The organism is Dactylosporangium sp. CA-052675 (genome assembly GCF_050947935.1).
In the GTDB taxonomy this organism is placed as follows: Bacteria; Actinomycetota; Actinomycetes; order Mycobacteriales; family Micromonosporaceae; genus Dactylosporangium.
In genome coordinates this window covers 748458-767994 of sequence record NZ_CP192010.1, presented here as the reverse complement: position 1 = coordinate 767994, position 19537 = coordinate 748458, and the positions used below count along the sequence as shown (strand labels likewise).

The following is a 19537-nucleotide window of genomic DNA, read 5'->3' as shown; positions in this document are numbered from 1 at the left end:
CTACTCGACCGTCGAGAAGCGGATCGAGCCGGCCATGAGGTCCGGGTGCTCTATGGTCAGCGCCAGCGCCACCGACTCCTCCAGGCTCAGCGCGCCGCCCGCGGCGTAGGCGGTGTCGAAGGCCGCGTCGCCCATCGACCGGCGCAGCTGCGCCTGCTGCTCGGTCCAGAACACCCCGAACGCGCCGGTCGAGCAGCGCAGCCGGATGCGCGCCGACTGCGCCGCGCCGAAGAGCCGCGCCGCGGTCGGCAGGTCCTCGGCCAGGGCACAGCGCACCGCCACCGCGTTGAGGGTCTCGCAGACCCGCAGGTGGAAGCCGTGGGTCATCTGCGAGCGCAGCGCCACGATCAGATGGTCGTGGGCGGCGACGAGATCGCCGCGGGCCAGCGCGACCATGCCCAGCAGCATGTCCACGGTGCGGCGGCCGCGCTCCAGCGGGCGGCTGTTCTCCAGCGGGCGGGCGCTGGCCAGCAGGTCCGCGGCCTCGTCCAGGGCACCGCGGCGCCACAGCAGCTGCGCGAGGGCGAACACCGCCGACAGCGACTCGCCGGCCACGCCCTGCTCGTCGGACCAGGCGATGACGTCGCGGGTGAGCCGCTCGGCCTCGTCGGTGCGCCCCATCTCCAGCAGCGGGGCGCCCCGGGCCGAGAGGACGCGGGCGATCAGGCCCGGATCGCCGGCCCGGCGGGCGGCGGCCTCGGCCCGCTGCGAGAACCGCAGCTCCTCGACCGTCTCGCCGTCGGCGCCCGCGTGCAGGGAGTGCATGTGATACGCCGCGGCCAGCTCGGCGTCCGGCACCGGCTCGCCCGTGGCGCTGATGCGCTCGTAGAGCCGGAACAGCCACATCCGGCCCTCGCGGACCAGGCCGCGCTCGCGCCACCACTGGTCCAGCGAGCCGGCCAGGGCCAGCCCCTGCCGGGCGCTGCCGCGGGTCACGGCCCACTGCAGGGCCGCGCGCAGCTCGTCGGCGAGCGGGTCCAGCGTGTAGAGCGACAGCGTCACCGGACGGCCCTCGTGGTCCAGGTAGGCGTCGTGGGCCGCCTGCAGGCACCAGGCGACGTGCCGCTCGCGGGCCGGCTCCTCCTCGCCCGCCTCGAGCAGCAGCCGGGCGGCGAAGGCGCGGATGGGGTCGAGCATGCGGTACGTCGCGCTGGTCGCCCCCGCCTCGGCCTGCAGCAGCGACTTGTCCACGAGCGTGGCCAGCGGGTCGAGCGGGTCGCCGTCGTGCAGCCACTCGATCGCGGGCAGGTCCACCGGGCTCGCGAAGACCGAGAGCCAGCGCAGGAGCCGGGCCGAGCGCGCGTCGAGGGTGCGGTAGGACCACCCGACCGCGGCCTGCATCGTGCGGTGCCGGTCCGAGGCCTCGTCGAACGCGGCCGGGGAGCCGGCGTCGAGGGTGCCGAGGACGTCGCCGATGCGGTCGGCCAGCTGCGGTACCGACAGCAGGCGCAGCCGGGCCGCGGCCAGCTCGAGCGCGAGCGGCAACCCCTCCAGCGACTTCGCGACCCGGGTGAGGTGCGCGATGTCGCCGGGCTCGACGGGCCGGCCGCCGCGCGCCGCGGACGCGCGGTCCACGAGCAGGGCCACGGCGTCGCTGAAGCCGCCGCCGCTGGCCGCCTCGACCGACAGCGGCGGGATGCGCCAGACGACCTCGCCGGCGAGGCCGAGCGGCTCGCGGGAGGTGACCAGGACGGAGATCTCCGGGCCGGCCGACAGCAGCCGGGCCACGAGCCGGCGGGCCGCGGACAGCTGGGCGTCGGCGGTGTCGAGCAGCACGAGGAGCCGGCGGCCGCGGACGTGGTCGGCGACGGTCTGCACGACGGCGCGCCCGGGCTCGGGGCGCAGGCCGAGCGCGGCCGCGACGCTGACGTCGACGAGGTCGGCGGTGGCCACGGCGCTCAGGTCGGCGAACCAGACGCCGTCGCGGAAGCGCTCGACGATCTCGCCGGCCGCCTCGACGGCGACCCGGGTCTTGCCCGCGCCGCCGGCCCCGACGACGGTGACCAGGCGGTGGCGCTGGATGAGGTCGCGCACGGCGGCCCGCTCGGCGGCGCGGCCGATGAAGCGGGTGGTCTGCACGGGCAGGTTGTGCGCGGGCGCGTCGATGGTGCGCGGGCGCGGGAACTGCCGGTCGAGGCCGGGCGCGACGAGCTGGAAGATGCGCTCGAAGCCGTCGAAGCCGCGCAGCCGGTGCAGGCCGAGGTCGAGCAGCCACGCGCCGTCGCCGAGCGGGCCGTTCTCCAGCCCCGGGTCGGTCGGGTCGACCGGGGCGGCCGAGGACGACAGGCCGACGTGGGCGGCGGTCGCGGCCGAGCACAGGACCTGCCCGCCGTGGGCGGCGGCGGCGACGCGGGCGGCGCGGTGGACCTCCGGGGAGGTGTACTCGCCGCCGTACGGCTCGGCGAAGCCCGTGTGCAGGCCCATGCGGACCTTCGGGCGGGCGTCGGGGCTCGGCCAGTCGTGGGTGGCGAGCGCGCGCTGGGCCTCGGCGCAGGCGGCGAGGGCGCGGGCGGCGTCCGGGAAGGCCACGAAGAGCGAGTCACCCTCGGTGAACAGCTCCACACCGTCCGCTTTGGACAGCGCGCGGCGAATCACCTCCCGGTGCTCGTGGAGCACCGGCCGGTATCCTGCACCGAGCATCTGGGCCAGACGCGTCGAGCCCTCGATGTCGGTGAAGAGGAAAGTCACCAGCCCGCTGGGCAGGTGGGTCCGCCCCGACACGTGAAACCTCCGCCTTCCTGATTCAGGCGTGCCCCATATTTCCCCAACCAAGTGGCGCGCGCATCGTAGAAACGGTCGATCCCCGCTTGGTCATCCGGGGCGATCCGTGCTGGTCAGCAACGCCGGGAGGCAAAGCTTGAGTGGGTTTCGGGTGACGTAACGACAACACTCCGGCAGCGGTTGTGGCACGAGAGGACACAACATCAAAGCCGTTTCGGCAGTACAAAACGAAACCCACCCGTAACAATGTTTCAGCAACCGCAGGCGCCACCGCAGCAACCGCCGCCCGGCCTCGCGCCGGAGCCCCCGCTCGGGGCCCCGCCCGGAGCCCCGCCTGAGGCCCCGCCGACGGCCACCGTGGACAGCAGCTTCACCGTGTCGTCGTGGCCCGCCGGACAGGCGGTCTTCACATTCGCTTCACGCATCGGGCGTTGCACCTCGAAGGTGTCGCCGCAGGCCCGGCAGCGGTATTCGTAACGTGGCATTCCCACAGGCTATGCCACGTTGGCACATGCCCGGGAATTCGGAATACTCAACCTCGTGGCAAGCGACGACGAGAAGCCGGAGGGCCAGCGACCGACCACAATGGACACTCCGCCGACCCCCTCCGTCCGGCCCCCGACCCCCCGGGACCCGCACGAGCGGACGATCCCGGTGGAGATCCTTGCGCCGGAGCCGGGCCAGTCCACCGACCCGAAGCCGCCCCACCAGCCCAGACACGCGGCCGAGGAAGGGCGGCGACCCAGCTGGTTCCAGTCGCGGCGGGCGGCGGACGTCCTGGAGGCGCGCCCCGAGAAGTCGGCGCGCGCCGTGGCCCGGCGCGAGTGGTTCGACCGGGTGAGGACCCGGCCCGGCTTCCGGTTCCTGCTGCCCGGCGTGCTGCTGCTGGTGCTGCTCACGGCGGCCGGGATGGCCGGCCGATACGTGGTGCCCGCGGCGGCCAAGCCGCGCGTGGACGCCTCCGCGTCGGGGGCGGCTCCGGGCGGTACCAACGGCGTCCCCCCGATGACGGGTGCACCGGAGACCGGCGAGGCCCCGCGGCCCGACAACCCGTCCGCGTCACCCACCTTCAGCCCCCCGGCCGGCACCCGTCAGCGCCCGGCCGACGTCTACGGCGCATGGGCGGGCACCCGCTCGGTGCGGCTGAACATCCCGGTCGTGGCGCTGCAGGCCTACGGCTACGCGGAGGCGGTCACCGCGCGCTCGACCCCGAAGTGCCACCTGACCTGGACCACCCTCGCGGGCATCGGCAAGATCGAGTCGGACCACGGCCAGACCAACGGTTCGGTACTGCAGGACGACGGCCGATCCGTCCCGCCCATCGTCGGGCCGCCGCTGGACGGGCAGAACGGGCGGCAGTCCGTGGCCGACACCGACCAGGGCGCGCTGGACACCGACCGGACCTGGGACCGGGCGGTCGGGCCGATGCAGTTCCTGCCGGCCACCTGGAAGCAGTACGGCCTCGACGCCGACGCCGACGGGGTGATCGACATCAACGACATCGACGACGCGGCGCTGACGGCGGCCGCGTTCCTGTGCGACAACGGGCGGGACCTGGCCACGCTGGCGGGGTGGAACGCGGCCATCCACGCGTACAACGTGCCTGAGGAGTACCGGGCGGCCGTCTTCAACGCCACCAACGACTACGGGCGCAAGGACCGGCAGAGCTAGGCTTCCGCCCTTCGCAGCCCCCTGTCTTCGCTTCTGCCGGGCCGGGCCGGGCCGGGCCGGGTCCGCACTCGGGGCTCGGCCTCCCGCGGGCCGCACGGCCTCGGCTTCTCTGGGCGGGCGCGCGGCGAGCACGGCTTTCGCGGGCCGGTAAGCGAGCACGGCCCTCGCCGGCCGGTGCGCGAGCACGGCCCTCGCCGGCCGGTGCGCGAGCACGGCTCTCGCGGGGCGGTTCGGGGCTCGTCTCGGCCTCGGCAGGGGCGGTGGGACCTGGCGGAACCGGCTCTCAAGGTAGATCAATGCCACGCTCTGCGCTCTGGTACTTCCGCTCAGCCACAAACAAGGGCAGGCTTAGGGCGTGAAGGTGCGCGAATGGGACCCAGGGACCGCGCCCGCGGCCGAGCTCGAGGCGGTCCTGCGGGCGCTGAACGAGATCGTGGCGGTCGATGTGCCCGAGGACCCGCCGTGGCGCGAGACCATGTTCCGGGAGTATCTCGCCGTCACCATGCCGGGTGAGCGGCGCACGTCGTGGCTGGCCACGAGCGACGGCGGGGAGATCCTCGGGCACGCGAGCCTGCTCGCGCTCGAGGACATCGGGGTGCTCGAGCTGTCGGTGACCCCGAGCGCCCGCCGGAGCCGGGTCGGCACCGCGCTGCTGGCCGCCGTGGCGCGCCGCGCCGCCGAGGAGGGCTTCGAGTCCGTCGGCGTCGAGGTGATCGGCGGCACCCCGAGCGTGAAGTTCTTCGAGGCGCACGGGTTCGAGTGCGCCTTCATCGAGATGCGCAACCTGCTCGACCTGGCCGGCGTGGACTGGCTGCGGCTGGGCGAGATGGCGGCGGGAATCGGCGCCGGCTACCGCATCGAGTACTACCCCGGCGGCCCGCCCCCGGAGCTCTACGCCGGCTACGCCGCGGCCAAGGAGGCCGCCCGCGCCGCGGTCGTCGACGATCTCGCGCTGCGCCCGAGCTCGTACGACTCCGAACGGCTCGCCGCGAGCCTGCGCACGCTGCACGCGCGGGGGCTCAAGCCGTACATCGTGCTGGCCGTCCACGAGCAGTCCGAGACGATCGCGGGCCTGACCGAGGTCGTGGTGCCGGCCCAGCGCCCGACGCGCGCGGACCAGTACGACACGATCGAGGTCCCGAGCCACCGCGGCTACGGCATCAGCCGCGCGATCAAGGCCCGCATGCTGTTCGAGCTGCGTGCGGCCGAGCCTCACCTCCTCGACGTGCAGACGTGGAACGCGCTGGAGAACGAGCCGCTGCTGCAGGTCAACGCCGAGCTGGGCTTCAGGCCGGACCGCGAGTGGCGCGAGTACGAGGCCGACGTCGTCGACCTGCTGCGCCGGCTCAAGAGCTGAACCCGCCGCCACCCGGTCCGGCCCGGCCCGGCCCCCAACCAGCGGCCGCCCACGGTGCCCAGCGAGCCGATCAACGCGCCGACCAACCCCATCACCTGGCAAGCCAGCAACCAGCAACCAGCAACCAGCAACCAGCAACCAGCAACCAGCAACCAGCAAAGCGAGCGCACCGACTGGCTACAAGGACCGCGCCAGAAACACAAGATCGGCCGTTGCGCCCGCCTCATATTTCAAAACTCATTCTAGCCGACGCCGAAAAATCGCCCCGATGATCATGACTCAGGGTGAAGGCATCTCACCCCAGGGTCAGCTCGACGCCCACGGGCCCGACACGAAGGTGCCGTCCGTGGTAAAGGGGAAAGCGTTGGGCTTGCAGCCGTTCAGGGCGATCGTCTGCGTCTGCATCACCGGCGCCACCTGGCCCGAGCCCGGGCACTTCATGTGGTCGAAGCCGAGAAAATGGCCCATCTCGTGCAGGACCGTCATCGCGTGGAAGTCGATCCCCGCCGGGAAGCCGTCGATGCCCTTGAGCCACCGGCGCAGGTTCAGCAGGATCGTCTTGCCGTAGCGGCAGGAGTAGATGCCCTGCGTCGTCACGCCGACGGCCTTGCACAGCTTGTCCACGGTGCCCGGCGTCGCCAGCTTCAGCGTCACGTCGTAGTCCGAGCCGCTCACCCGCTGGAACTTCCAGCTCGCCCCGCTGATCTTGTTCGGCTCGTAGGTCACGGGGTGCTCGGCCGACTTCGTCCAGCCGTCCGGCGACGCGATCGCCCGGTCCACCTCGGTCGCCAGGGTCGCGGTCGTCCAGACCGGGTTGCTGCCCCAGGTGATCCCGTTCTCCATCTCGACGCGGTACTTCACCAGCGTCGCCGCGTCCGCCGAGCCGACGAGGTCCGTGCCGCCCGTCGCCACGGTGAACGTGCCGCTCGCGGTGTTGGGCACGCCGTCGTTCGTGTTGGCCTTGCCACCGCCGGTGTCCCCGCCGGGGTTGACCTTCTTGACCGTGGCCGAGGGCTTCGCGCTGGCGGACTTCTTCGGGGCCGGCGCGAGCTCGGCGGCGCCCTCCAGCTGGCCCACCGGGAAGGGATCGGAGCTCGACGGCGCCTCGAACGACGCCGCCGCGTCGGCCGGCGGAGACGACGCCGCGTTCGATCCGCAGCCCGCCAGCACGGACAGTAGCGCCACCGTCAGCCCGAAGCGTCTCGCTCTGGTCCCCAGCACGCGCCGAGCCTAGGGGAACTTGCCCGTCGATGGTGCCCCTCGATGGAATCCGTCACGGTAAGCAACGCGAGGGAGGGGACTGTGCGTCTCAGTACAGTCCCCTCCTGCGAAACCGTCAGGACATCAGGCCGGCAGGGTCCACTTCTGAGCGCCGGTGCCGTTGCAGGTGTAGAGCTGCACGACGGTCCCGTCGGTGGAGACGCCGCCCGCCACGTCCAGGCACTTGCCCGACTGCGGGTTGCGCAGCGAGCCGTCGGCCTGGGCGGCCCAGTTCTGGGCGCCGGAGCCGTTGCACGTCCACAGCTGGATCTTGGTGCCGTCGGCCGAGCCGCCGCCGGAGACGTCCAGGCACTTGTTCAGGGCCCGCAGCGTCTGGCCCGACACCGTCCAGTTCTGGGCGCCGGAGCCGTTGCAGCCGTACAGCTGGATCTGCGTCCCGTCCGCCGTGCCCGCGCCCCGCACGTCGAGGCACTTGCTCGCGAGGCCGCGGATCGGGCCGCTCGCGGCCGTGGTGCCCTTGACGAACGTGAAGTCGTCCAGGTCGAACAGGCCGGTGCCGGTGCCCGTGAACGTCAGGTACACGTTCGCCGTCCCCGCGGGCACGCCGGTCAGCGGGGCGCTGACGTCGGCGTACGTGTCCCAGCTGCCCGTGTTGGGCACGGTGACGGTGCCGAGGATCGGGCCGGTGGCCGAGCCCGTGCGCACCTGGATCTGGCCGCCGGGGCCGCCGGAGACGACCCGGGCGCGCAGCGAGGTCGAGCCGCCGATGTTGAGCCCGTTGTACGCCGCCCAGTCCCCCGGGTCGATGTAGCCGAGCGTCTGGCCGTTGTGCGCGCCCGCCTTCGTGTACGGCTGCACCCCGCTCGCGGCGCTGAACAGCTCCGCCTGCTGGGCGTCGTCGGACGAACGCAGGCGGATGTTGCGGAACGACACGTTGTCGCCCGTGCCGTGGTTCTGGATGCCGATGTACCCGTCGAGGTTGCGGGCGGGGTCGGTGTTGGTGAAGTCGTTGATCAGCGAGCCGTTGAGGTACACCCGGATCCGCTGCCCCTCGACCGAGATCTCGTAGGTGTTCCACGCGCCGGGCGGGTTGAGCGCGGCGTCGCGGGCGGCGATGTTCGCGGACTGGAAGTTGTAGATCGCGCCGGTGGTGTGATCGGGCGTGTCGGTGGCGTCGATCTGGATCTCGTACCCCTGGTTGATCGCGATGTTGGGGTCGTTGCCCGGGTTCGGGAACCCGACGTAGACGCCCGAGTTGCTGTCGCCCGTGATCCGGAAGTCGGCCTTGAGCGAGTACGACGTGCCGAACTGCTTCGCGGAGTACCAGTACAGCCCCAGGCCGCCGGTCGAGCTCAGGGTGGCGTCGGCGTTGGTGAAGCCGCCCGGGCCGGCCTGCGACCAGCCGGTCGTGGAGCCGTTGTAGAGCGCGGTGTAGCCGGTCTCGGGCCGGCAGTCGGCCTGGGCGCGCTTGGCGGCGTAGCGGATGCCGCCGAGCAGCTCGTTCCGGAAGTTGCCGTCGGCGTACGACTCCTGCGTGTGCCCGAACCCGGTGTAGAACGACCGTCCACTGTCGATGGTCTTGCACCAGGTGATCGGGTGGTCGGCGCCCATCGAGCCGCCGGAGTACGACGACTCGTCGAGGGTGGCGAGCACGTGGGCGGTCGCGCGCGGGTTGGTCTGGTAGTTGTACAGCTCGTCGGTGCGGGTCCAGACCTGCGGCAGGTGCGCGGTGGCCGGGTTGGCCCGGTCCTCCGTGCGCGAGTTGACCTGCTGGATCGCGGGGTGGCTGGCGAACCAGGCCCCGACCAGCTGGCCGTAGAAGGGCCAGGAGTACTCGGTGTCGGCGGCCGCGTGGACGCCGACGTAGCCGCCGCCCCCGCGGATGTAGGACTCGAACGCCGCCTGCTGGGTGTCGTTGAGCACGTCGCCGGTGGTGCTCATGAACACCACGGCCTCGTACTGGGCCAGGTTCGCCGTCGTGAACGCGTTCGCGTCCTCGGTGGCGGTGACGGTGAAGTTGTTCGCCGCGCCGAGGTCGCGCACGGCCTGGATGCCGGCCGGGATCGCGTCGTGGCGGAAGCCCGCGGTCTTGGAGAAGACCAGGACGTCGTACGGCGAGTCGGCGGCCTGCGCCGGGGCGGCCGTCAGCAGGCCGGAGACCAGGATCGCGGCGAACGTCAGAGCTCGGAGCCTCATGGCAGGGTCCACTTCTGCGCGGTGGTGCCGTTACAGGTGTAGAGCTGCACGACGGTGCTGTCGGCGGAGTTCGCCCCGGCCACGTCGAGGCACTTGCCGGAGGCCGGGTTCTTCAGCGAGCCGTCCGCCTGCGGCACCCAGTTCTGGGCGCCGGTGCCGTTGCACGTCCACAGTTGCACCTTGGTGCCGTCCGCGGTCGCGCCGCCGGAGATGTCCAGGCACTTGCCGAGCACCTTGAGCTGCTGGCCGGCCACGACGACGACCTGGGCGCCGGTGCCGTTGCAGGTGTAGATCTGCATCTGGGTGCCGTCGGTGGAGCCGGCGCCGCGGGCGTCGAGGCATTTGCCCGCGAGCCCCTTCACCGGCCCGACGCCGTTGCCGCCGGCCCCGGTGACGAAGGTGAAGCTGTCGAGGTCGAACAGCGCGGCCGTGGTGCTGCCGGAGAACGTGAGGTACAGCGACGTCGTCCCGGCGGGCGCGTTGGTGATGGGACCGCTCACGGTCGTGAACGTCTCCCAGGAGCCGGTCACCGGCACCGTCGCGGAGCCGATCACCGTGCCGGTGGGCGAGCCGGTGCGCAGGGTCAGCGTGCCGCCCGCGCCGCCGGAGGAGACCCGGGCGCTGAACGAGGTCGCGTTGTTGAGCTTGTACGGGTCGAAGCCGATCCAGTCGCCGTTGTTGATGTTGCCGACGGTCTTGCCGCCCTCGGCCGACGGCTTGGTGATCTGGTCGACGCCGAGGAAGGACTTGAAGAACTCGCCCTGCCGGTAGCGGGGCGCCATGATGCTCTGGGCGTGGACGGTGAGCCCGCCCTTGTCGGTGTACTGCGCGTCGAAGATCGGGAAGATGTTCGACGCCGAGTCGTGCTCGCCGTCGACCGGGATGTTGATCGTGCCCGCGCAGCCGGTCTGTGAGGTGATCGCGTGCGCGTGCTGGTCGTGGCCGAGCACGTAGGTCATCGTCACCTTGCTGCAGTCGATGGCCCCGTCCTCGGGGTCGGTGACGGTGACGCTCCACGGCACCGAGTCGCCGAACGACACGAGCTGCCCGGGCCTGGGCCCGTTGATGACGACCGTCGGCGCGGTGTTGCCGACGCTGATGATCACGCCGGCGGTGCCGATGGCGCCCTGCGGGTCCTTGGCGGTGAGGGTGACCGAGTAGGTGCCGTTGGCGGTGTACGTGTGCGACGGGTTGGCGGCGGTCGAGGTGCCGCCGTCGCCGAACGTCCACGAGTAGGTGAGCGCGCCGCCCTCGGGGTCGGTGGAGCCCGCGGAGGAGAAGTTCACGGCGAGCGGGGCGGAGCCGGAGGTGACGTTCGAGCTCGCGACGGCGGTCGGGGCCCGGTTGCCGCCGGCGCCGACGTAGTCGTAGCGGTAGAGGGCGGAGTTCTGGTCGCCGTTGAAGTAGCCGGTGCCGTAGTCGAGGACGTACAGCGACCCGTCGGGGCCGAACTGCATGTCCATGACCTGTTTGCCGTTCCACGGGAAGTTGTCGATCGCGCCCGGGGAGCCGTCCGCGTTGATCTTGATCGGCTTGATCCAGCCGCGGCCGAACTCGCCGGCGAAGAAGAGCCCGTCGAGGGACTGCGGGAACTTCGTGGTGGACGGGTTGGCGGCGTCGTAGTGGTACACCGGGCCGCCCATCGGCGACTCCGAGCCGCCGCCGAACTCGGGCGGGCTGCCCGCGTCGCCGCCGTAGCGGATCCATGCCGGCTTGGCCGGGGGCAGGGTGCTCAGGCCGGTGTTGCGGAACGAGTTGTTGGTCGGGCCGCCGGCGCAGTTGTACTTCGCGCCCGTGGAGTTCGTGGCGAAGTTCCACTCGTTGTAGGTCTCGGTGCTGGTGTTCGCGCCGGTGCAGTACGGCCAGCCGTAGTTGCCGGGCGCGGTGATCCGGTTGAACTCGACCTGCCCGGACGGGCCGCGGTTGGGGTCGGTGGCGCCGGCGTCGGGGCCGTAGTCGCCGACGTAGACGATGCCGGTGGCCTTGTCGACGGTCATGCGGTACGGGTTGCGGAAGCCCATCGCGTAGATCTCGGGCCGCGTGTTCGCGGTGCCGGGGGCGAAGAGGTTGCCGCTGGGGATGGTGTACGTGCCGTTGGCGGCGACCTTGATGCGCAGGATCTTGCCGCGCAGGTCGTTGGTGTTGCCCGCGGAGCGCTGGGCGTCGTAGGCGGGGTTGCGCTCGGTGCGCTCGTCGAGCGGCGAGTAGCCGGCGGAGTCGAACGGGTTGGAGTCGTCGCCGGTGGACAGGTACAGGTTGCCCGCGGCGTCGAAGTCGATGTCGCCGCCGACGTGGCAGCAGATGCCGCGGTTGGCGGGCACGTCGAGGATGTTGACCTGGCTGGCCATGTTCACGCTGAAGTCGGCGTTGAGCGTGAAGCGGGACAGCCGGTTGACGCCGGTCCACGTGGTCCAGGTGGCGGCGGTGCCCGTGGCGGGGGCGTCGCCGGCCGGGGTGGACAGGGGCGGGGCGTAGTACAGGTAGATGTAGCGGTTGCTCGCGAAGTTCGGGTCCGCGGCGACGCCCTGCAGCCCCTCCTCGTCGTGGGTGTAAACGGGGATGGTCGCGATGACGGTGGTGGTGCCGCTCGCGTCGGTGCGCCGCAGGGTGCCGTTGCGGGCGGTGTGCAGCACGGACCGGTCGGGCAGCACGGAGATGGTCAGCGGCTCGCCGACCTCGGGCTCGCCCTTGGCGAGGGTGACCTGCTGGAAGTCGGCCGCGTTGATGGCCGCGGCCGCGGGCGTGGCGGGCTCCGCGGCGAGGGTGAACGCGGTGGCGGTGAGGCTGGAAGCGACGAGGATCAAGGCGGCAGCTATCGGCCGCCATCGATGCCCGGAGGGTTGCTGGTTCACGGTGTCCCTTCCTGACGTGGTGAGGTGCCAGGCGGGGCGCGCGCCGTCGCGCCGGATGCCGGAGTCGACCCCGCGGCTCCCCCGCATCCGGTGCCGATCCGGATACATTGATGAAACGCGCTGGTGTCGTGGGGGACACACTAGGGTCTTTAGCTACGACTGTCCATACTTTGCATCTTCAATGCCGTAACTTTTGCTCGAACGGTAAAAAGGCTTCCGGCCATATGCTGTAGCCATGGGGGCTCAGGGTGCTTTGCGCAAGGACGCCGAGCGCAACCGCCGGCAGCTGGTCGAGACCGCCAAGGTGGTCTTCGCCGAGCGGGGGCTGGAGGCGCCGCTCGACGAGATCGCCCGCCGGGCCCGGGTCGGCAACGCCACCCTCTACCGCCGCTTCCCCAGCCGCGGCCACCTCGTCGCCGCGGTGTTCGCCGAGGCGCTGCAGGAGGTGGTCGACGTGACCGAGCGGGCGCTGCGGGTCGAGGACCCGTGGGCGGCGTTCGCCGGGCACCTGACGTTCCTGTGCGAGGTCCAGGCGGGCAGCCGCGCGTTCGCCGACCTGCTCATCGCCACCGTGTCCGGGGTGCCGGAGCTGGAGAGCCTGCGCGGGCGGGCGTTTCGCGGGCTGGCGGCGCTCGTCGACCGGGCCCGGGCGGCGGGCGTGCTACGGCCGGACTTCCAGCCCGAGGACGTCGTGCCGATGCTCATGGCCAACGCGGGGCTGGTGGAGCGGACCGCGCAGAGCGCCCCGACGGCCTGGCGGCGCCAGTTGGGCTACACCCTGGCCGGGCTGCGCGTCACGGCCGAGACCCTGGAGGTGCCCGCGGACCGGACGGGGATCCTGCGGGCGATGCACAACCTGGCCGAGCGCTGCGGGCTCGGCTGAGCGCGGGGGCCGGCTAGCAGGTCTCGCGCCAGGCGTCGAGGTCCGTCTTCTTCTTCATCGACGAGAAGCGCAGGGCCCTGGTCTTGGCGCAGAAGGAGCCGGTGGAGCCGTCGTACTCGACGTGGAAGACCGGCTTGCCGGCGCTGGTGAAGACCTTCAGGGCGTCGCACTCGTCGTAGCGCGCGCACTCCTCGTTCACGGCGAAGTCGAAGGCGGGCGCGAGCGCCGCGGCCTGCTCGACGTCGTTCTTGAGGCCCACCCCGAGCCCGGCGCGGTGGGCGAGGTCGGCCACGCGCCGGTTGAAGGTCAGCTGGTCGGCGGCGGTGAGCGGGAAGCCGCTGCTGTTGCTGTAGCCGTCGACGTTGTCCGGCTCCACCGCGTCGAAGCCCTTGTCCTTGCACTGTCGGAACCGGGCCGACAGCAGCGGCTCGAGCACGTCCCAGCGCCGGATGTCGAGCCACTTCTCCCCCGGCCAGCCGTCGAGGCCCTTGCCCTGCACGGACTCCGGGAAGTTCCGGGCGTCGGCGCGGAAGTCCTCGTGGGCGCCCACGTTCACGTAGCAGATGACGTGCCGGCCCGCGGCCTTGAGCGCGGCCACGTCGGCGGCCGAGGTGTTGGCGCCGTCGACGTCGTAGACCTCGGCCGGGACGGACTTGTCCAGCGCCCCGGTGAGCTGCCACTGCCAGGTCAGCCCGACCGCCGGCTTCCACCAGCCGGCCGCGGGCGGGGCCGCGGCGCCGGACGGGCCCGCCGAGCCCGGCGGGGACACCGGCGCGGAGCCGAGACCGTCCGCGACGGACGGTCCGGCGCCCCCGGTGGCGGGGGCGTGCGAGCCGGCCCCGCCGACGTCCCGGCCGTGCTGGTCGCCGCCGGTGCAGGCGGCCGCGTAGAGCACGGTCACCGCGACGAGGCCGAGCAGCAGGGCGCGCAGCCGGCGGGAGATCACCGCGCGGCGGCCCGGGCCCGCAGGGAGCTGGGGACGCCCTCGTACGGCAGCGGCGCCGCGAGGTCCGTCACCAACCCGTGCCCGGCCCGGCGCAGCAGCAGCGCCGTCGCCTCGCCCAGCCGCGCCGTCGGCACCCCGTAGACGAGGTGCGCGGCGTTGGGCCAGTCGCGATCGGTGGCCGGCTGCGCGGCGTAGGACTCCCATGGCCCCTCGAACGTACACACCACGTCGGCGAGGGCCGCGTACCCGGGCAGGCAGCGGGTGCCGGGGTTGAGCACGACCGAGCCGCGCACCGCGCGCACCACCTGGGTCACGTAGGCGAGCCCGGCCGCGTCGGCGGGCACCTGGTCGAAGAAGATGCCGCCGACCGGGTACTGCGACCAGCCCACGATGTCGCACCAGACCTCGCCGTTGGCGCGCCCGCCGTAGCCGAGGTCGACGTAGCCGAGCATGCGGACGCCGGCCGCGTGCAGGCGTTCGGTCGCCTCGGCGTAAACCTCGTCGCGGCCCGCGCCGGGGCCGTTGTGGACGTTGACGATTGTCCAGCAGGCCCCGCCGCGGGGCAGGCAGTCCCACGCCTCGGGGTCGGCCAGGGGGTGGACGTACAACGGCAGCAGCATCATGCTCGGTAACTCTCCGGATCGCGCAGGACGAGCGCCGCGACGGCGAGCCCGGGCAGACCGGCCCCGAGCAGCGTCGCGACGGCGAGGGTTTCGGCGAACGTGGGCGCCACGTGGACCAGGGCCGGCGCCCAGTGCCCGACGCCCGTGACGAGCAGCGCCGGCCACCACACGACGATCGCGGCGGTGCCGGCGCGGCCGTGCGAGGCGAGCACCAGGCACAGCGCGTAGACGGCCATGAGCAGCACGGCCGCGGCGAAGGACTGCCCGCGCGCGAGCAGCCCGAACCAGACGGCCCCGGCGATGGCCGCGCCCACCACGACCGGGACGGCGAGCACGGCGACGGTGCCGGCGCTGATCCGGCCGAGCCGGCGGTCGAAGGCGAACCGGTCGGCCAGGTCGGCCCGCGCGGACGCGATCCGCCGCCGGTGCCACACGAGGGTCAGTTCCATCAGCGGTACCCCGAGCAGCAGCGGCAAGGCCGCCGGCGGCACCCGGTGCGGCGCGATCCCGTCGAGCGCGACGGTGCGCAGCAGCGCGGCCTGCCCGGTGCCGACGAGCCCGTAGAGGGCGGCGTAGCCGATGTCGTACCGCCACGTGCGCCACCGCCGCCGGGTGACCCGGCGCGGGAACCGTTCCCGCAGCACGGGCAGGTAGGCGACCCCGACGAGCACGGCGACGCAGGCGAGCAGCCAGGACACGCTCAGGCCCCGGCCGAGCCCGGCCGTCGCCACCCAGCAGGGCACGACGGCCAGGATCACCATCCGCTCCCGGTTGGTCACCAGGGTCACCGCGGCCACGGCGAACAGCGCGAGCTGGACGGCGGCCACGACGAACGCGCGGGCGCCGGTGCCGATCAGCACCAGGCTCCACAGGGCGGCCAGGGCGAGGAAGCCGCCCCCGAGCAGCCGCGCGGCCGCGGCGCGCCCGCGCTCGGACAGCGCCCGGTAGCCCAGGTACGACAGCGCCTGCCCGCCGCCCCAGCCGAGCATGAGCGTGCCGGTGGTGGCCAGCCCCGGCACACCGTCCACTTCGGACGACGCGCCGAGGCCGATGACGAGCGGGGTCAGGTAGATGAGCGCGCGCAGGAGGGTGTCGGCGACGACCCGGCCCGCGCCGGGGCCCTCGGGCGGCACCGGGCGGATCTGCTGGGTGTCGGCCGCGTCGAGGGTGCGCGCGACCACGCGCCCGGCGAGCACGAAGACGGACGGGGCGCCGTACTCGCGGTCGGCGACCCGGTCGTTGATGCCGTTCGCCTCCAGGATGGCCGCGATCTCGTCGATGTCGACGGCGCTGAGGCAGTCGTCGCGCATCTTGTCCGCGAGCGCGGCGACCGGGTCGGTGGCGACCCGGCCGACGTAGCGCAGCGGCTCCGGGCGGTCGAGCTCGCTGGGCCGCGCCCGCCGCTGCGCCGGCACGATCACCAAAGAATCACCGCTCACGCCGGCACCTCCGCTTCGCTCCGGCACCGGCGCGAGACCCAACCGCATCTATGGTTCGCGGCCACTCCGCTCCGCTCCGTACCGCTCACGCCGGCACCTCCGCTCCGCTCCGGCACCGGCGCGAGACCCAACCGCATCTATGGTTCGCGGCCACTCCGCTCCGCTCCGTACCGCTCACGCCGGCACCAGCCGGTCGGCGGGCTGCGGGACGAGGGAGCGGTACCGGGCGCGGTAGGCGGACACGCAGCGGTCCAATGTGTACTCCGACAATGCCCGCCGCCGTCCACTGTGGCCGATCGTGGCCCGGAACTCGGCCGAGGACAGGAACGCCACGCACGCGGCGGCGAACGCGGCCGGGTCCCGCGGCGGCACCACGAGGCCCGCGTTGCCCACGGCCTCGGCCACGCCGCCGACGTCGGTGCTCACCGTCGGGCGGCCGCACATCATCGCCTCCAGCACGGTGTACGGCATCCCCTCCGAGATGCTCGACAGCGCCGCCACCTGCCCGGCGGCGAACGCGTCGCGGCTGGACGCGCACGGCCCGGCCCACGTCACCGCGTCGGCGAGCCCGAGGGAGCCGGCGACCGCACGGCAGTCGGCGGCGTAGGACTCGTTGCCGTCCGGGACCGGGCCGGCCAGGTGCAGCCGGGCGTCGGGGATGGACTGCCGGACGATGGCGAGCGCGCGGATGAGCGTCTCGAGGTCCTTGAGCGGGTCGATGCGCCCGACCCAGGAGATGACCGGCTCGTCGGGCTCGCCGGGCAGGGGCGCGAAGCGCTCCGGGTCGACGCCGTTGCCGATGACGGCGAGCTTGGCCGGGTCGGCGCCGTGGCGCACCGCCCAGCGCGCGTTGAACCCGCTGACCGGGGTGATCAGGTCGGCCTCCCAGTACGCCAGGCGCGCCAGGGCCCGGTGGAAGCGCAGCAGCGCCGTCTTCACCCCGGGCGACTGGGCGCCGGCGGCGAGGTACCGCTCGCGCAGGTACACCCCGTGCTCGGTCATCAGAAAGGGCACCCCGAGGCGCCACTTCGCGGCGAGGGCGACCATCGCCGAGAGCCCGTTGGCGTTGGCGTGCACCAGCTGGGCGTCCTCGGGCAGCGGCGCGGCGAGCGGGCGGAGGGCGTGCTCCAGCAGTACCGACGCCTCGTCCGCCTCCCGCAGCGTGAGCCGCGGCAGCCGGATGCCGTCGGCCGCGGCCCGGGCCCAGGCGTCGAGCAGGATGTCGGCCAGGCCGGCGCCCGCGAGCGGGTGCCGGCCGACGCGGCGGCCGAAGCGGGTGCGGCCCAGCGCCAGCTCGGCGAGGGCCCGCAGGCCCTCGGCGAACAGGACGAGGTCGGGCGCCGAGTCGCCGAGCATGCCCCGGCACAGCAGCCCCGCGGCCCGCTCGGCCCGGCCACGCGCGGGGCGGGCCGGCCCCCAGACCGGCACCGGGCGCAGCGACCGGACGTTGCCGGGCAGCGCGACCGCGGGCCGGTCGGGCTCGGTGCCGACGATGGCGACGAGGTCCCACTCCACTTCGGACAGTCCGCGCACCAGCTGGTCGCACCAGGTGGTGACGCCGCCGGTGGCGTACGGGTAGGTGCCTTCGTTGACGAGGACGACACGCACGGCGACCGGCTCAGCTCGGGAGGCTCAGCAGCTGCCGGCCGTTCCTGGCGACGCTGCGCCAGGCCGAGCGCTCGCCGCCGTAGGCCTCGCCGAACGCGCCGCCGCCGACCTCGAGGCCCAGCAGCGAGGCGGTGACGAGCGTGGTGCCGCTCGGCATGGTCAGCGGCACGTCCAGCGCGGCGCCCTTGTTGGTGACGGTGACCTTGCCGTCGAGCAGGTACGCCTCGATCTGGCGGCTCTGCACCGCGGCGGTCCAGGCCGCCTGGCGCCGGTTCTGCAGCGCGGTCTCGGCGAACTTCACGTTCACCACGGGGGTCGCGGTGGTGTAGGTGTCGCGGTACCGGGCGAGGACGGCGTCCAGCACCGGGTACAGGATCCGGTCCTCGGCGAGGTTGCTCTGGTGGGCGTAGTGCGGGGCCGGGTTCGCGGAGACCACGTGGTCGTAGGCGATGCGCGACTCCGCCGGCACGATGTACTTCGTGAAGCCGCTCGCGCCCAGCGGGCTGACGCAGGTCGACTGCGGGTTGTTCTCGCAGATGCCGCTGCCGCCGTCGGCCGCGCTGGTGTAGAGCCAGTTGTACTCGTCGACCTCCTCGGCGACGGTGGCCACGTTGTAGTAGATGTTCATCGGGAACCGCGGCACGGTGACGGCGTTGCCCACGGGCCGGGGGGTCTGCTCGCGGGAGGCGTCCGAGGCGACGTACCGGACCCCGTTGGCGTTGAGCGCGGGCGCGAGGTTCGGGTTGTCGGCCGGCATCTGCGGCAGCGTCCGGAGGCCGGAGTGCTCGCCGGTGACGAGCTCGGCCGGGTCGATCGGGATGCCCTTGGACTTGGCCCAGTCCACGTTCTGCTTGATCTGCGCGGTGATGTCGGCCTGTGACACCCACTGCCCCGTGCACTTCCACGGCGTGACGGTGAAGTCCTGGACGCAGCCGAGGTAGGTGTGCTCGTAGGTGTGGTTGATGAAGCGGAGCTGGCTCTTGTTCGCCACGACGGCCGCGGTGAGCGGGTCGCCGGCGCCGGCCTCGACGCTGCCGCCGCCGTTGAAGACGACGTCGAGCTTGACCCCGCGCGCCTTCTGCCACTGGACCAGCGCGTTCACGTCGTCCTTGGTCATGCGGATGGTCTGGTTGTACGGCAGGGTCGCCGGGTCCCGCTGCGGGTTGCAGTCGTCGCCGACGGTGCAGTTGTGCACGGTGTCCCAGCGGTCGTCGGGCAGGAGGACGTCGTCGACGTGGACGCTGAAGTAGTTGCGGGTGTAGCCGAGGTGGGTGCCACGGGTCAGCCAGGTGATCAGGCCGTGCCCGAGTTCCATGGCGTGGGTCTGGAAGCGGTTGGCGGCCAGCGTCACCACGAGCTCCTCGCGGCCGTCGTGCGCGTAGACGCCCATGAGCGATCCGGTGGCCCCGCCGCCGGGCTTCGCCCCGGTGACCAGGGGCGTGAAGGTCGCACCGGAGGCGACGGCCGCGGCGCCGAGGTAGCCGAAGGACTCCGAGACCGCCGGGTCGCGGTCGTCGACCGGGACGGCGCCCTTGAGGTAGCCGAACCCGGCCGCCTTGCCGGCGTCGGTGACCTGCATGGTGGTGCCGTCGAGCACCCCGCTCCAGGTGTTGGTGAGGCCCACGTTCGAGCCGGCGAAGGTGTACGCGTCGATCTGGCGCACCTTGAACTCGCGCTCGAAGTCGGCCAGCGCGGTCGCCTCGGCCCCGGTCACCGAGCTCTCGTTCGGCACGATGACGCCCTGGAACCTGGCCCGGCGCACCCCGTCGACGGTGTCGGCGAGGTAGGCGGCGGTGAGCCGCGGGCGCCCGGCCGCGGCCAGGTCCAGCGCGTCGTAGGGCACGCCCTCCCGGTCGAGCTGGGCGCGCAGGGTGTCGATGCCGGTGCTGTCGTCGTCGAGCACGAGCACGCGCAGGTCGATGCGCTGTTTGGGGGCGGCGGCGGCCAGCGCGGGCTGGGCGAGGGCGATGCCGGCGAGGCCCAGCAGGGCCAGCGATCCGGCGACGATCCGGGACTTCAA

The 19537-nt window shown here is 72.9% G+C and carries 13 protein-coding genes; 3 read left to right on the top strand and 10 right to left on the bottom strand.

The features are described from left to right. Positions 1-2721, bottom strand: a complete 2721-nt coding sequence (locus ACQP1P_RS03475; protein WP_433083020.1) for an adenylate/guanylate cyclase domain-containing protein — start codon at positions 2719-2721, stop codon at positions 1-3. 251 nt (positions 2722-2972) lie between these two features. Further along, positions 2973-3206 carry an FmdB family zinc ribbon protein gene (locus ACQP1P_RS03470; protein ID WP_433083018.1) on the bottom strand — a complete coding sequence of 78 codons (234 nt, stop codon included), beginning with the start codon at positions 3204-3206 and terminating at the stop codon, positions 2973-2975. Positions 3207-3375: 169 nt separating this feature from the next. Here ACQP1P_RS03470 and ACQP1P_RS03465 point away from each other — a divergent pair, with 169 nt between their 5' ends. Continuing rightward, the gene (locus ACQP1P_RS03465; protein ID WP_433083016.1) at positions 3376-4392 is read left to right on the top strand and encodes a lytic transglycosylase domain-containing protein; all 1017 of its coding nucleotides are present in this window, start codon (positions 3376-3378) and stop codon (positions 4390-4392) included. Positions 4393-4747: 355 nt separating this feature from the next. Next, positions 4748-5749: a GNAT family N-acetyltransferase gene (locus ACQP1P_RS03460; RefSeq protein WP_433083014.1), complete on the top strand. Its 1002-nt coding sequence runs from the start codon at positions 4748-4750 to the stop codon at positions 5747-5749. A 306-nt stretch (positions 5750-6055) separates the two neighbouring features. On the opposite strand, the gene ACQP1P_RS03455 is transcribed toward ACQP1P_RS03460, so the two are convergent. The 3 genes from ACQP1P_RS03455 to ACQP1P_RS03445 all read right to left on the bottom strand — a co-directional run bounded on the left by ACQP1P_RS03455 (position 6056) and on the right by ACQP1P_RS03445 (position 11970). Further along, a complete protein-coding gene (locus ACQP1P_RS03455; protein WP_433083012.1) occupies positions 6056-6970 on the bottom strand; it encodes a DUF3152 domain-containing protein in 915 nt (304 codons plus the stop codon). Positions 6971-7093: 123 nt separating this feature from the next. Continuing rightward, positions 7094-9166, bottom strand: coding sequence for a ThuA domain-containing protein (locus ACQP1P_RS03450; RefSeq protein WP_433083010.1), 2073 nt, complete (start codon positions 9164-9166; stop codon positions 7094-7096). Continuing rightward, positions 9163-11970, bottom strand: a complete 2808-nt coding sequence (locus ACQP1P_RS03445; protein WP_433083008.1) for a PQQ-dependent sugar dehydrogenase — start codon at positions 11968-11970, stop codon at positions 9163-9165. The genes ACQP1P_RS03450 and ACQP1P_RS03445 overlap by 4 nt, the downstream gene beginning before the upstream one ends. 283 nt (positions 11971-12253) lie before the next feature. Here ACQP1P_RS03445 and ACQP1P_RS03440 point away from each other — a divergent pair, with 283 nt between their 5' ends. Beyond that, a complete protein-coding gene (locus tag ACQP1P_RS03440; protein ID WP_433083006.1) occupies positions 12254-12901 on the top strand; it encodes a TetR/AcrR family transcriptional regulator in 648 nt (215 codons plus the stop codon). 13 nt (positions 12902-12914) lie between these two features. Here the strand turns inward: ACQP1P_RS03440 and ACQP1P_RS03435 are convergent, their stop codons facing one another. The 5 genes from ACQP1P_RS03435 to ACQP1P_RS03415 all read right to left on the bottom strand — a co-directional run bounded on the left by ACQP1P_RS03435 (position 12915) and on the right by ACQP1P_RS03415 (position 19537). Continuing rightward, the gene (locus ACQP1P_RS03435; protein WP_433083004.1) at positions 12915-13847 is read right to left on the bottom strand and encodes an endo alpha-1,4 polygalactosaminidase; all 933 of its coding nucleotides are present in this window, start codon (positions 13845-13847) and stop codon (positions 12915-12917) included. Further along, positions 13844-14470, bottom strand: coding sequence for a spherulation-specific family 4 protein (locus tag ACQP1P_RS03430; protein WP_433083002.1), 627 nt, complete (start codon positions 14468-14470; stop codon positions 13844-13846). The genes ACQP1P_RS03435 and ACQP1P_RS03430 overlap by 4 nt, the downstream gene beginning before the upstream one ends. After that, positions 14467-15909, bottom strand: coding sequence for a hypothetical protein (locus tag ACQP1P_RS03425; protein WP_433083000.1), 1443 nt, complete (start codon positions 15907-15909; stop codon positions 14467-14469). The genes ACQP1P_RS03430 and ACQP1P_RS03425 overlap by 4 nt, the downstream gene beginning before the upstream one ends. 174 nt (positions 15910-16083) lie before the next feature. Continuing rightward, the gene (gene pelF, locus ACQP1P_RS03420; protein WP_433082998.1) at positions 16084-17517 is read right to left on the bottom strand and encodes a GT4 family glycosyltransferase PelF; all 1434 of its coding nucleotides are present in this window, start codon (positions 17515-17517) and stop codon (positions 16084-16086) included. Between the two features lie 10 nt (positions 17518-17527). Further along, positions 17528-19537, bottom strand: a complete 2010-nt coding sequence (locus ACQP1P_RS03415; RefSeq protein WP_433082996.1) for a hypothetical protein — start codon at positions 19535-19537, stop codon at positions 17528-17530.

Coding starts and splice junctions, on each gene's coding strand:
- ACQP1P_RS03440 (WP_433083006.1), top strand. CDS start 12,254: ATGGGGGCTCAGGGTGCTTTGCGCAAGGACGCCGAGCGCAACCGCCGG.
- ACQP1P_RS03450 (WP_433083010.1), bottom strand. CDS start 9,166: ATGAGGCTCCGAGCTCTGACGTTCGCCGCGATCCTGGTCTCCGGCCTG.
- ACQP1P_RS03430 (WP_433083002.1), bottom strand. CDS start 14,470: ATGATGCTGCTGCCGTTGTACGTCCACCCCCTGGCCGACCCCGAGGCG.
- ACQP1P_RS03470 (WP_433083018.1), bottom strand. CDS start 3,206: ATGCCACGTTACGAATACCGCTGCCGGGCCTGCGGCGACACCTTCGAG.